This window comes from Hyphomonas sp. J20-32 (genome assembly GCF_055808555.1).
In genome coordinates this window covers 3248094-3260007 of the sequence record NZ_CM147873.1, presented here as the reverse complement: position 1 = coordinate 3260007, position 11914 = coordinate 3248094, and the positions used below count along the sequence as shown (strand labels likewise).

Sequence of the window (11914 nt, the reverse complement as noted above, 5' to 3'; positions counted from 1 at the left end):
AATGCCCGATGCCACGAGGTCTGTGCCGCGCGAAGGCGCGCTCATCGCGTTCGCCAGTGAAATCGTAGCGGCTTATGTCGGTAATAATTCTGTACAGTCGGCCGAACTGCCCGACCTCATTCGCAACGTGCACGCCTCCCTGGCGGGGCTTGGCAATGCCGATGTCGAGGCGTCGCCCCCCAAGCCGGCCGTTTCGGTGAAGAGATCGCTCGGTGAGGACTTTCTGGTTTGCCTGGAGGATGGCAAAAAGTTCAAGTCGCTGAAGCGCCATCTACGCACCAAATACGATATGTCGCCCGACGAGTACCGAGAAAAATGGAATTTGCCTCCCGACTATCCGATGGTTGCGCCGGGCTATTCGAAGCATCGGTCAATGCTCGCAAAGAAAATGGGACTGGGCAAAGGAGACAAGGCTTAGTTGCCGCGTCCGAATACTATTTGTTGCGCTTCCGGAATGAAATATTCCGGTAAGACATATTAAGAAAACATGTATTCGACGCTTGATCCCGGACTCTACTCGCGCGATAGGTGATTCTATCGAATCACCTGGGGGTGCACACGATGTCGAAACAAACAGTATTCAAGGGCGTCACCATCGCCCAGCAGGCGCTCATAGATTATTGGATGCGGCTTCGCGACGGGGCGGGTCGCGTGCCGCGCGACGCGATCGATCCGGGCGCGCTTCGCAGCATGCTCGCCAGCATTTCCATCGTTCAGTTCGACGAGTCGGGCGATGGCCGATTCCGGATTGCCGGTTCGCGCCTGCGCGATATTTTTGGCATGGAAGCGCGCGGCCGACGCGTCGCAGATGTCATCGGCGAGCATGGCGATGCCTTTTCGCTCGGACTGTCCGTCGCCTTGGAGCGCCGGGCACCGGTAGGCGGCATCATCGAACAAAAGGACGGCATGCATGCCTGGCTGCGGCTTCCCCTATTGGATTCCAGCGGTCACCTGACAATGGTGCTGTGCCACGACGAGCTGCTTCCCAGCCGTCGGCTCGTCATTGCCAATGGTGGCCAAACCGGCGCTGTCCACAATTCTTCCCCTCGGGCAGCGGCCTGATTCGCCTGCGGGCATTGACGCTGTCTTGATGGCATAGGAAAGTTATCCTACACCTTCGAATGGCGGGTAGTCTTCTACCTGCCAGACCAGAAGGAGACAGTGATGGCGAAATTCGATCCACAGAAAGACGAAGACCGCGCCTATCTGGCTGCTGCGCTGACAGCCTATGCGCTCGGATTGAAGTCCGAAGTCCTGCTTTCGCCTGAGCGCGGCCGTCCCATCGAGGCGCGAGCCCGGCACATCGCGATATATATCACGCACGTTGCGCTCGGCATGAGCCTGGCCCGCGTTGCGCGCGCCTTCGACCGTGACCGCTCGACAATTGCCTATGCTTGCCGCCTCGTCGAGGACAAGCGCGACGACCCGGACTTCGACGACTGGCTCGAGCAATTGTCGATGGGCCTGTCCAGCGTCGTGACGATGAGCAAGGCGCCAGCGGTCGCCTGACGCGGCGGTGTCAGGCGGCGAGTGCCTGACGTGCATCCTGGCGGATGCGGTCGAGCATGGAAGCGAGGCCGTTCGAACGCTGCGCTGTCAGGGCGCCCGTCACGCCGATCTCGTCCAGCAGGACCTTGGCATCGAACGCTTCGACCTCTGACAGGAGCGCGCCGGAATAGAGGCGCACCAGTAGTGCGATCAGGCCCGACACGATCATCGCATCCGATTCAGCGCGCACCATCAGGCGACCGTCTTCGACATGCGTAACCATCCAGACCTGTGACGCGCATCCGCGCACACGCGTTTCCTCGGTTTTCTCGTCGCCTGACAGGGGCGGGTTGGCCTTTCCCAGATCGATGATGTGCGCATAGCGCGCCTCCCAATCGTCAAGCCAGGAAAACTCTTCACGTATGTTGTCAGCTGCCGTTTCGATGCTCATCCGCCTGAAATGGGGCATCGCCGCGCAAAAGAAAACCCCCGGCGCCGCAACCGGCCACCGGGGGTCTGTTTCAGGACGGGGCCATTGGCCTACTGGTAGACGCCGCCAATACACTTGCCGACGTCAGACAGGGCGTGCTCACCGATGCAGAACGGCACTTCATATTGCTGGTTGGCGGCGGCAACGCACTGCTGGAGGTTCAGGTTGGCCATGTTCAGGCAGCCCTTGGTCTCACGTTCGGCCATCGCGGAATTGATCTGGCTTGAGTTCTTCTCGGTGCTGGCACCCAGAACGCGATAGGCGGCCAGCGTCGCAATCTGGTCTGCAATCGGCTCCTTGCCGAACTTCACCCGCTTGCGGTTGCCCGTCAGGCCGGATGTCATGGCGGCCGGGAAACGGATCGCGCTGGCGGCGCCGGAGACATTGTCCCAAAGCGATGGGGCACCGGAACTGCCTGCCTGGACGAGAACGGCGTCGATATCCTTGGCGTTCATGGCGGACAGCAATCCGAGCTTGGCGGGAATGCCGGTCGCCTGGCTGGAATTCAGCTTCTTTGCCTTGTTGCCGGAATTGCCGATCTTGGCTTTTGCCCAGCCGGACGCTTGCAGCGAATAGGCTTGTTCCTTCACATAGGCTGCGGCGCTGTTCAGGCGGCGGCTGTCGGCTTCGGTGGCCGTCAGGGCTGCGCTCACGGCATTGTCGCCGCCGTGCAGGGTGCGGGCGTAACGCACGTCATTGCGCATGCCGTTTTCGAACACTTCGCGTCCATAGAAGCTTTCAATGTCGCGAACGGCGGCGCGGTATTCCGGGTTTTGCGATGCGATAAGCGCGGAATAGGCGATCCAGCCCTTGGACAGCTGGTCCGGATTGTGACCGCCCAGCGAGTTGAGCGCATGGTCGATATCGCCTGCCGAAGTCAGCGGCTTTTCCTTCACGTCGGTCACATCGGACTGGTACGTGGCGTAGACAGCGGCCGTGTCCGAAATCGGATCTGTGCCCTGGGCATTTACTCCAGCAGCCAGCCCGAGCCCGACAATTGCTGCCCCAATCATTCTGATGGATTTCATGGTCTCAATCTCCCTCACGCGACACGCGATAGTCTTGCCCCATCTTCCCCACTTGGGGAACCTCACCTTGCCTGTCGAGAACATTACAAATACAGCAAACGATGGGTACGGGGGCGAGAATGCCTAAGGAATATCTATGGGATGTTAATATGTCCCCCCGCATGATGCAAAAGCGATTACAGTTCGTTAATCTAACGTGGCTGGCCCTGATTGCGGCCGCTGCGCTGATTGCTGCGCTCCGGGGAATCGGAATTGCAGCCCTTGCGAGCGGCGCCGTGATTGCCATTCTGCCTGCCGTCGTCGGCCTGGTGTTCTTTCGTGAAGAGAAGGACTTCTCTTCCTATGCTGCTCCGCTTCTGGTCATCTTCTGGACCCTGTTGGCCGTACTCGGGGTCGCGCTGACCGGCGGGGCGACTTCGCCTTTGACAATCCTTTTCGTGCTGGCGCCGCTAGTGGCTTTGAACCTCGAAGACACGGACATGGCCGCCGAAGCAGCGATCTTCGGCGTTGTCGCCTATTTCGCCGTTCTGGTGATGGGTCGCTTCGAACTCCTCCCTCCGGGAGCGGAAAACTACTTGCCGCTGACGGTCGCTGTCGCCTTTGGCGGTCTCGTGCTCGCCGGCCTGCTGGTCTGGGTGCTTGTGCAAGACCGGTACGGCGCACGCGCACCCATTGTCGAGGAAAGCGTACAGGCCGACGCCGTGCCCGCCACGCCGGCATGCGTCCTGCCTGCATCGTCCGGTCTTCTGTTGCTCGACATTGCGCCGGAAGGCCGCATTCGGAGCCTTTCGGGCGACACGCTCGGGTTGGGTGCCGCCAAAACGGGCGCCCCGCTGGCGGACCTGTTCGAGCCGGACGCAGACCTGTCCGGCCTGCGCCCCGAAACCGGTCTGGTGCAGGGTGAGGTCAAGCTGGCCGATGGGCGTCTGGCTGCCTTTTCCGCCGAAGCCGGTGTCACTGGTACACAGCTCCTGCTGCACGATATCAGCGCGTCGCAGCGCCAGGCAGCGGAAACCTCTGCAGCGCTTGAGGCTGCAGCCGCCCAGTTGCAGGATCGCACGGCCTTCTTTGCATCGCTGGGTCACGACCTGAAAACACCACTCAATGCCATCCTCGGTTATGCCGACATGATGCGGGCCCAGATACGCGGGCCTCTGCCGGAGGCCTATGCCGACTATCCCGGCATCATTCACGAAAGCGGGCAGGACCTGCTCCTGCTCGTCGAAGACATTCTTGACCTTGCCAAGGCGAATGCCGACCGCCAGCGCCTTGAACCGGAACCCGTCGATCTTGTTGCGTCAGCCCAGTCGATTGTCCGCCAGCTCGACAACCAGGCCGAACGCGCCGGCGTGAAGCTCAGGATCAAATCGGACAACGAGGTCTGGGCCGAGGCCGATGCGCGTGCCGTGCGCCAGATATGGCAGAACCTCGTTTCAAACGCGATAAAGTATTCCGACCGCGGCGGCACAGTCACGCTGGACGCATACGAAGCAGGAGGGGCTGCGGTGCTCAGCGTTATCGACAAGGGCGCAGGCATGTCCGAGGAAGACCTCAAGCGCGTGACCGAGCCCTTCGCGCAGGGCGGCAATTCACGCGGGCGCGCTGGCACAGGCCTCGGCCTGGCAGTGGTCAGAAGCTTTGCCGAGCTCCATGGCGGCCAGTTGAACCTGCAGTCCCGGCCCGGCAAGGGTACACGCGCCGAAGTGACCCTGCCGCTCGCAGACATGACCGATGTGACGCCGCTCGAAGACGCTGCTGAATAGCCGGCAAGCGGCTTGCCGCTCCCTCGAAAACAAGCAAGAGTCGCCTTCATGGTTCGCCTGCCGTCCAAATTATGGGTTGAGGCCCTCATTCGCCGCGCCGAGGTCGCAGGCGCGGCAGCGTTCGTGGTTCAGAAGGGCGACGCGTCGCGTGGTGACACATTGATCAAGGTAGCGCGCCTTGATGGCACGGCGGCGGCCTATACGCCCAGTACCAATCTCGAAGGCGAGCGCGTCTTTCGCGACCTGACAATCCAGGGCGTCGGTCCGGATGAGGCAAGCGTCGATGCGTATGTCAAACGCGCGCGCCAGCGTGACAGCGACCTTTGGGTGGTCGAGATCGAAGACAAGCAGGGGCGCCATTTCCTCACGGAAGACATTGAAACCGACTAGGCTGGCCTGAGGCGAATTCAGCCAGAGCGCGAGCGGGTAAACCGCCTGTTAACCCGTCCAAGGCAGCCTTCGGGTGAATCCATTGCCTGGGGACGCTGGCATGCTTTTCTTGCTCAACGATACGATCGCCGAGATAGACATCCCGGAGATTCATCTTTCCAAACGCTGGAAAAGCCTTGGCTGCGGAGATCCATATGGCATGCGAGCGCGTGATGCTTTAGACTTCGTCACCCGTGTTGTCGCTGATCATGTGCGCGAAAACGTACCGATCGACGAGGTCTTGATTCAGGATCTCGGTTCACTGATCATCGCAAAAACCGGTGCGAATGCCGCGCTTTTCCCGGCCCTTGGCGACACTGTCGCTGAACCGCGCCTCACTATTCTGCCCGAAGCCATCCTTCGTTCGCTGAAGAACCGCGCGGAAAAAGACGGCACGCTGCCTGACATTGCCGAGATCTGGCCACTCGCTGCCTGAGGCAGCCTAGTCGACCTGGAGAGGCCTTGTCTTGACGACCTTGCGCCCATCTGGCCCTTGCAACACGTAACGCACCGTATACGTGCCCGGCTTGTCCGGTGCCTTCAGCGACAGAACTTGTCCTTCCTTTGCATATGCAAATGAAAGCTCGCCGCTGGCGCTCGTGTGGCCTTCCGCAACGACGTCGATATAGTCGTTGGCGTAGCCGGGCCCCGTCCAGTTGACGGCGAACGGCTCACCGGCATTGACGCTCTCGGGAGTCTCCAGCGTCACGTCGGCCTTGGTCACGGTGATCGGTTTCACAGCCTTCACGGTCCGCCCGGTCGATGACACGAATACATAGCGCAGGTCGTAGGCGCCTGGCTCGCTTGGCAGCCGGATCGAAAGGGGATTGTCTGTTCGCACGTATGCGTGGGATTTCTCGCCGCTGGTACGGTCGAAGCCACGCCGAACAATGTCGATATAGTCGCCATCATTCCCCGGGCCTGTCCAGTTCACGCTGATCGTCTCGCCGATCACGCCGCTGGTCTTGGCCGGCGCGACGGCAAATATCCTGTCACCCAGCACCAGCGGAACGGATTTCAGCACAGTTCGGCCATCGGATGACTGCAGGACATAGCGCACGTCATATTCGCCCGCCTCGCCTGGCAGGTTCAGGACCAGTGGATTGCCGCCTTTCGTGTAGGCGAAAGATTTTTCGCCGCTCGTACGCTTATAGCCTCTGGGAACGATGTCGATATAATCGCCAGGCGCCCCTGGACCCGACCAGTCGACAGTCAGTATTTCCCCAAGAACGGCCGACGGATTGAATGCCAGGTCGACCTTTGTTTCAGTAACTTCTAGCGGCAGTATACGGATTACATTTTTCCCGTCGCTGGCCAATGCGACATAGCGCAGGTCATACGCGCCTGGCTTTCCCGGTGCGCGCAGGACAAGCGTGTCCTGGCCCTTGACGTAGGCATGGGCTTGTTCGTCGTTCGTCCGTGTATCGCCGCGTGGCACGATGTCGACATAATCGCCGTCATTGCCGGGGCCACGCCACGCAACCCTCAGCTTGTCACCAATACCAACGGCAGGATCGGCGATCAGGGCGACTTGTGCGTCTGTTACTTCAATCGGCCGGGTTGCGAGCACCGTTCGGCCCTGCGGAGCTGCCCAGACATAGCGCAGCAGGTACGCACCGGGCGTCCCGGGTGCACGCAGGGGGACATCGCCTTCCTGCTTTGTGTAGCCAAAAGAGATCTCGCCACTTGTGAGGTCATGACCCGCAGGCACGAGATCGACATAGTCGGACTCGGTACCCGGACCTACCCAGGCCACGTTGAAATCTGACCCGATCTCGACGGAGACGGGTCCGTCGATCGAGGCAGTCGCCGTATCTGTAGCCGCCTCTGGCGGCCCGGACTCGATGGCATCCGAAACCGATTCCAGCGCTTCGGACAATTCCTCCGCATTCGATGCTTCGATGTATTTTCCGCCTGTCTCCTCGGCGATGCAGGCAACCTGCCGCCCCTCGTCAACGCTCAGGCCCAAGCCAACAACGTAAACGGTGAAATCGATGCCGCGCGCTTCCAGCGCCGCAGCGGCCGCACACGGGTCGGCATCGCATGTCTCGATCCCGTCTGTCACAAGGATAACGGTTGCGGGTGTTTCCTGGATATCGAGGGCTTCGGCAGCCGTCTCCACGGCGGCTGTCAGGGGAGTCTTGCCGGTCGGGACCAGTTTTTCCACGGAATCCGCCAGCGGCTCGTTTGCGCCCGGCCTACGTATCAGTTCGATATCATTGCAGTCGGCTTCGCGGCGATGGCCATAAGCAATGAGACCAGCCGCGCTGAGTTCCGCTCCGCTGGTCACCAATGTCTGCATGGCGGTGCTGGCAATGTCACGCTTCGAGCGTCCATCAATCTGGCCCCACATGGAGCCGGACGAGTCCATCACGATCATCACTTGCATCGGACCCTTCAGCATTTCGGCCGAAGCACTCGCCGGATCGGCAGGTGCCGCAGGCTCGTCCGTGTCTTCTGTTATTGTCGGCGGCACTTCCGGTGTCGGCAGTTTGGGCTGGCCGCAGGCGCTGGCCAAAAGGGCGACCGCCGCGCAGCCAGAGGACAGAATGCGTGAATGTAACATGACAAGCGTACCCTTATTCACGCGTGTTTGCCGCCGCATGCAGCATAGCAAGACAATCCTTGGGCGCGAACCCGCTTTCCACCCCTTCAATACCGCCATTAAATCGGCTAGGGGCTGGCGGCTGAAACCAAATTTGTCCGGAATCCCAATGTCTCATGTTCAGGAAGCCGCCCGGCGGCGTACCTTCGCCATTATCTCGCACCCGGATGCCGGTAAGACGACGCTCACCGAGAACATCCTTCTCGCGGGTGGTGCCATCCGTGCGGCGGGGGAGGTCGCGGCGCGCGGCCAGCAGCGGCGTACGCGTTCCGACTGGATGAAGATCGAGCGTGATCGCGGAATCTCGGTCTCGGCTTCGGTGATGACATTTGAATACAGCGACCTGGTCTTCAACCTGCTCGACACGCCGGGCCACGAAGACTTTTCCGAGGACACCTATCGCACGCTGACGGCGGCAGATTGCGCTGTGATGGTGCTTGACGCTGCCAAGGGTATCGAACCGCAGACGCTCAAATTGTTTGAGGTCTGTCGCATGCGAGACATTCCGATCGTCACGTTCATCAACAAGATGGACCGCGAGGCCCTCGAGCCGATCGAACTGCTTGATGAAGTTCAGGACAAGCTCCAGCTCGACACGGCGCCGCTCTATTGGCCTGCCGCATCCGGCCAGCGCTTTGCCGGGATGAAGGATCTCACGACGGGGGAGTTCTGCCAGTTCGACAGGCGCCCCGGAGAGCCGCCTCATATCGGCCCGGCTAGCCGAATTCCCGGCAGCGACGAGGCGCTCATCGGCAAGCTGGATGATCATGTGTATGCGGAACTTGTCGAAGGCGTCGAGATGGTCACAGGCCTTCTCCCGGCATTCGACGAGGAAGCCTTCAAGGCGGGAAACATGACGCCGGTTGTGTTTGGTTCGGCGCTACGTCATTTCGGTGTGGCCGAACTGCTCAACACGCTGCGCGACTATGCACCGCCGCCGCGCGTCCAGAAAGCGGAACGCAAGGGCGCTCCCATAGAGGTCAAACCGTCCGATCCGGATGTTTCCGGCTTCGTGTTCAAGATTCAGGCGAACATGGACCCCAACCACCGCGACCGCGTCGCTTTCCTTCGGCTTTGCTCAGGTGAGTTCAAGCGCGGCATGCGCCTGAAGAGCGCAAGCGGCAAGCAACTGAACATCCACAACCCCCTCATGTTCCTCGCGCAGGATCGGGAGATTGCGGAGACGGCTTATGCGGGCGATGTGATCGGCGTGCCCAACCATGGCCAGCTGCGCGTTGGCGACAGCCTGTCGGAAAGCGGTGAGATCCAGTTCGCGGGCATTCCGAACTTTGCGCCGGAGCTTCTTCGCCGCGCGCGTGTGAAAGACCCGATGAAAGCCAAGCACCTGCGCAAGGCACTCGAAAGCCTTGCCGAAGAAGGCGTCACGCAATTGTTCAAGCCCGCGATCGGTTCCGACATGATCGTTGGTGCGGTTGGCCAGCTGCAGTTCGAAGTGATGACCGAACGCGTCGCGGCGGAATACAATCTTGAGGTTGTTTTCGAGCAGGCGCCGTATAATGTCGCCCGCTGGCTGGCGTGTGACGATCCGGTCAAGCTTGAGGAATTCATGGAACGGAACAAGTCGGCCTCGGGAACCGATCTTGATGGCGCGCCGGTCTATCTGGCCAAGAACGCCTGGGATGTCGGCTACGCGCAGGAAAAGAACCCGGCGATCCGTTTCACGGCAACGAAGGAACGCTCGCTCTAGTTTTCGGGTTCAGTCTTGGTCAGGTCTGTCGGTCCATCGATGTCGACTTTCTCGATCTCGACCGTGATGGCCTTGATGTGGTCTGCGTCAAACTCCGTTTCATCACCGAGAAGCTCTTCGGCGGGATCGGCGGCAACCGGCATGAATATCGCCTCATGGCGCGGCGAGAAACCGGATACGGCCATCGGATTGCGCTCGATCCGGCCGCCGCTGCGCTTAAGCTCGCACCACGCGGCAGCGTCTCCTGCGGCAGACACGAAGCTCCAGGCCAGGCAGGCCGCGTCATCCGCGCAGGCCGTCTGGCAGCCTAGCGCATTTTCGGCGGGCACGACGCTATAGGTCGCCCCGAAACGATACAGGCCCTGTTCAAGGCCAACCGGTGCGGGAGCCGCCACGGCATCGGCCTTGAGCGACATTGGCGCATCGGCAAAAGCAGGCGCCACCAGGCAGGCGGCAATCGCAAGCATCCATGAAGGGCGCATTGGCTGATCTCCCATATATCCAGCATCGGAATCTAGGCGCCGCCGGTTAAGGAAGGGTTGTGGCATCAGCCTGCCAGTGCCTCGCGTTTTTCCTCGATTTCCAGCCATTCCAACTCCGCGGCTTCGGCCTCCGCGCGCGCCGCACCGATGCGCTCGGACTTGGTGTTGAAGGCCTTGGGGTCGCTCGCATAGAGGCCCGGATCCGCGAGCGCCTTTTCCAGTGCTGCCACTTCGGCCCTCAATTTGGGGATCAATGCGTCGATCTCTTTCTGGCGGTGTTCGTCCTTGAAGGAGAGCTTTTTCTGCGGCTTGGCCTTCGGCGTGTCGGCCGGTTTTGTTTTTGCCGTCCGGGCTTCGGCGTCAGCGTCACGGCGGACATGCGCCAGCTGCGCCTGTGCGTCAGTCCAGCCGCCCGCTGTCTGCACCCATTTGCCATCGCCCAGCGGGCAGAGACAGCTCGTCACGGTGCTGTCGAGAAATGCCCGGTCGTGGCTCACCAGCAACAGCGTGCCCTCATATGCCAGCAGCATGTCCTCCAGCAGGTCCAGCGTCTGCAGGTCGAGATCGTTGGTCGGTTCGTCCATCACCAGCAGGGTTGATGGCTTGGCGAGGCCAATCGCCAGGGCCAACCGGTTGCGCTCTCCGCCCGAAAGGGCTCCGACAGGCTGGCGCAGCTGTTCCGGCTTGAACAGGAAGTCCTTCGCATAGGCTGCGATATGCCGTTGCTGGCCCTGAACCATCAGCGAGTCGCCGCCCGCCGGCGCGAGGGCTTCCCAGATCGTATCCTTCGGATCCAGCGTGTCCCGCGTCTGGTCGAGATAGGTCACGTCCAGCGTCTTGCCGTGGCGCACACTGCCTTCGTCGGGTTCGATTTCGCCGAGCAGCAGGCGTACCAGCGTTGTCTTGCCCGCGCCGTTCGGCCCGATAATGCCGATCCGGTCGCCGCGCAGGATCTTCAGAGACAGGTCCTTGGCTATCACCAGCGGCCCGTTCGGCGTGTCGAACGTCTTCGACACGTGCTTTGCCTCGATCACCTTCTTGCTCATCGATTCGCCGACGCCCGCGCTGAATTCGGCCGTGTTCTTGCGATCGTTCAGCGCTGCGCGCATCGCGCCATGCTGGGCGCGCATGTCGTGTAGCTTGGCGAGGCGGCCCTGGTTGCGTTTGCGTCGGCCCGTGACGCCGCGCGCCAGCCAATGCTGCTCGGCTTTCAGCTGCGTTGTCACCCGCTTCAGCTGGCGTTCTTCTTCCACTTCAATGGCTTCGGCCCATTCGTCGAACTTCACATAGCCTTCCGGCGATTTCAGTACGACGCCCTGGCGCAGCCACAGTGTATTGGTTGATATGTTCTCCAGGAACCGGCGGTCGTGGCTGACCACGAGGACAACGCCGCTGAACGCTTTCAGGCGACCTTCGAGGTATTCGATCATCGGAACGTCGAGATGGTTGGTCGGCTCGTCCAGCAGGATCACGTCAGGCTCTGCCGCAAAGGCCTTCGCCAGCGCGGCGCGCCGCTGCTGTCCGCCTGACAGCGTCTTCGGATCAGCGGCCGGGTCGACGCCGAATTCCATCAACTCGGCCTCGGCCATATAAGTGAATTCGAGCCCGTCGCTGGCATAGTCGAGCACGGTGTCGAACCCGTCAAAGCGCGGTTCCTGCACCACGGTCGCAAAGGTCGTTCCGGGCTGGCGCCACACTTGGCCGCTATCGGCTTCTGCCTGTTCGGAGATGATCCGCATGAGTGTCGACTTGCCCGCCCCATTACGTCCTACCAACGCCGCACGCTCACCTTTGGACAGGCTGAGAGTCACCCCTTCGAACAGGGGCTTTGCGCCAAGTGACAGGCGGACGTCGGACAGGGAGATCAGGGGAGGTTGGGCCATGCGCGGCAGATAACCTGCGCAAGCCATCAGCGCTAGGG

General features: G+C 61.2%; 12 protein-coding genes. 7 read left to right on the top strand and 5 right to left on the bottom strand.

Annotated features, from left to right (window positions below):
* The first annotated feature begins 1 nt into the window (after position 1).
* The 3 genes from AC0L7I_RS15830 to AC0L7I_RS15820 all read left to right on the top strand — a co-directional run bounded on the left by AC0L7I_RS15830 (position 2) and on the right by AC0L7I_RS15820 (position 1509).
* Entirely contained in the window at positions 2 to 418 is a 417-nt protein-coding gene (locus AC0L7I_RS15830; RefSeq protein WP_473397390.1) for a Ros/MucR family transcriptional regulator, read from the top strand.
* A gap of 143 nt (positions 419 to 561) precedes the next feature.
* Complete coding sequence (locus AC0L7I_RS15825; RefSeq protein WP_473397389.1) at positions 562 to 1062, top strand: PAS domain-containing protein; 501 nt, start codon at positions 562 to 564, stop codon at positions 1060 to 1062.
* 102 nt (positions 1063 to 1164) lie between these two features.
* A complete protein-coding gene (locus AC0L7I_RS15820; protein ID WP_473397388.1) occupies positions 1165 to 1509 on the top strand; it encodes a helix-turn-helix domain-containing protein in 345 nt (114 codons plus the stop codon).
* A 10-nt stretch (positions 1510 to 1519) separates the two neighbouring features.
* Here AC0L7I_RS15820 and AC0L7I_RS15815 read toward each other — a convergent pair whose 3' ends face one another.
* Together AC0L7I_RS15815 and AC0L7I_RS15810 are read right to left on the bottom strand one after the other, a co-directional pair.
* Positions 1520 to 1939, bottom strand: a complete 420-nt coding sequence (locus AC0L7I_RS15815) for a SufE family protein (protein WP_473397387.1) — start codon at positions 1937 to 1939, stop codon at positions 1520 to 1522.
* 89 nt (positions 1940 to 2028) lie between these two features.
* Positions 2029 to 3006: a hypothetical protein gene (locus AC0L7I_RS15810; RefSeq protein WP_473397386.1), complete on the bottom strand. Its 978-nt coding sequence runs from the start codon at positions 3004 to 3006 to the stop codon at positions 2029 to 2031.
* A gap of 149 nt (positions 3007 to 3155) precedes the next feature.
* Between AC0L7I_RS15810 and AC0L7I_RS15805 the strand changes: the two genes are divergently transcribed.
* The 3 genes from AC0L7I_RS15805 (at position 3156) to AC0L7I_RS15795 (ending at position 5634) form a co-directional block, all read left to right on the top strand.
* Entirely contained in the window at positions 3156 to 4769 is a 1614-nt protein-coding gene (locus AC0L7I_RS15805; protein WP_473397385.1) for a sensor histidine kinase, read from the top strand.
* A 48-nt stretch (positions 4770 to 4817) separates the two neighbouring features.
* Positions 4818 to 5159 carry a DUF1491 family protein gene (locus AC0L7I_RS15800; RefSeq protein ID WP_473397384.1) on the top strand — a complete coding sequence of 114 codons (342 nt, stop codon included), beginning with the start codon at positions 4818 to 4820 and terminating at the stop codon, positions 5157 to 5159.
* Positions 5160 to 5259: 100 nt separating this feature from the next.
* Entirely contained in the window at positions 5260 to 5634 is a 375-nt protein-coding gene (locus AC0L7I_RS15795) for a hypothetical protein (protein ID WP_473397383.1), read from the top strand.
* A 6-nt stretch (positions 5635 to 5640) separates the two neighbouring features.
* On the opposite strand, the gene AC0L7I_RS15790 is transcribed toward AC0L7I_RS15795, so the two are convergent.
* Positions 5641 to 7764, bottom strand: a complete 2124-nt coding sequence (locus tag AC0L7I_RS15790; RefSeq protein ID WP_473397382.1) for a vWA domain-containing protein — start codon at positions 7762 to 7764, stop codon at positions 5641 to 5643.
* Positions 7765 to 7912: 148 nt separating this feature from the next.
* Here AC0L7I_RS15790 and AC0L7I_RS15785 point away from each other — a divergent pair, with 148 nt between their 5' ends.
* Entirely contained in the window at positions 7913 to 9511 is a 1599-nt protein-coding gene (locus AC0L7I_RS15785) for a peptide chain release factor 3 (protein ID WP_473397381.1), read from the top strand.
* On the opposite strand, the gene AC0L7I_RS15780 is transcribed toward AC0L7I_RS15785, so the two are convergent.
* Complete coding sequence (locus AC0L7I_RS15780) at positions 9508 to 9993, bottom strand: PAN domain-containing protein (protein WP_473397380.1); 486 nt, start codon at positions 9991 to 9993, stop codon at positions 9508 to 9510. The two genes, AC0L7I_RS15785 and AC0L7I_RS15780, sit on opposite strands and share 4 nt — an antisense overlap.
* 65 nt (positions 9994 to 10058) lie before the next feature.
* Positions 10059 to 11876, bottom strand: coding sequence for an ABC-F family ATP-binding cassette domain-containing protein (locus AC0L7I_RS15775; RefSeq protein ID WP_473397379.1), 1818 nt, complete (start codon positions 11874 to 11876; stop codon positions 10059 to 10061).
* Between the last annotated feature and the right edge of the window lie 38 nt (positions 11877 to 11914).

What these genes read in the sequence shown, in the direction of transcription:
- AC0L7I_RS15830 (WP_473397390.1), top strand. Translation starts at nt 2, where the DNA reads ATGCCCGATGCCACGAGGTCTGTGCCGCGCGAAGGCGCGCTCATCGCG.
- AC0L7I_RS15825 (WP_473397389.1), top strand. Translation starts at nt 562, where the DNA reads ATGTCGAAACAAACAGTATTCAAGGGCGTCACCATCGCCCAGCAGGCG.
- AC0L7I_RS15820 (WP_473397388.1), top strand. Translation starts at nt 1,165, where the DNA reads ATGGCGAAATTCGATCCACAGAAAGACGAAGACCGCGCCTATCTGGCT.
- AC0L7I_RS15815 (WP_473397387.1), bottom strand. Translation starts at nt 1,939, where the DNA reads ATGAGCATCGAAACGGCAGCTGACAACATACGTGAAGAGTTTTCCTGG.
- AC0L7I_RS15810 (WP_473397386.1), bottom strand. Translation starts at nt 3,006, where the DNA reads ATGAAATCCATCAGAATGATTGGGGCAGCAATTGTCGGGCTCGGGCTG.
- AC0L7I_RS15805 (WP_473397385.1), top strand. Translation starts at nt 3,156, where the DNA reads ATGTCCCCCCGCATGATGCAAAAGCGATTACAGTTCGTTAATCTAACG.
- AC0L7I_RS15800 (WP_473397384.1), top strand. Translation starts at nt 4,818, where the DNA reads ATGGTTCGCCTGCCGTCCAAATTATGGGTTGAGGCCCTCATTCGCCGC.
- AC0L7I_RS15795 (WP_473397383.1), top strand. Translation starts at nt 5,260, where the DNA reads ATGCTTTTCTTGCTCAACGATACGATCGCCGAGATAGACATCCCGGAG.
- AC0L7I_RS15790 (WP_473397382.1), bottom strand. Translation starts at nt 7,764, where the DNA reads ATGTTACATTCACGCATTCTGTCCTCTGGCTGCGCGGCGGTCGCCCTT.
- AC0L7I_RS15785 (WP_473397381.1), top strand. Translation starts at nt 7,913, where the DNA reads ATGTCTCATGTTCAGGAAGCCGCCCGGCGGCGTACCTTCGCCATTATC.
- AC0L7I_RS15780 (WP_473397380.1), bottom strand. Translation starts at nt 9,993, where the DNA reads ATGCGCCCTTCATGGATGCTTGCGATTGCCGCCTGCCTGGTGGCGCCT.
- AC0L7I_RS15775 (WP_473397379.1), bottom strand. Translation starts at nt 11,876, where the DNA reads ATGGCCCAACCTCCCCTGATCTCCCTGTCCGACGTCCGCCTGTCACTT.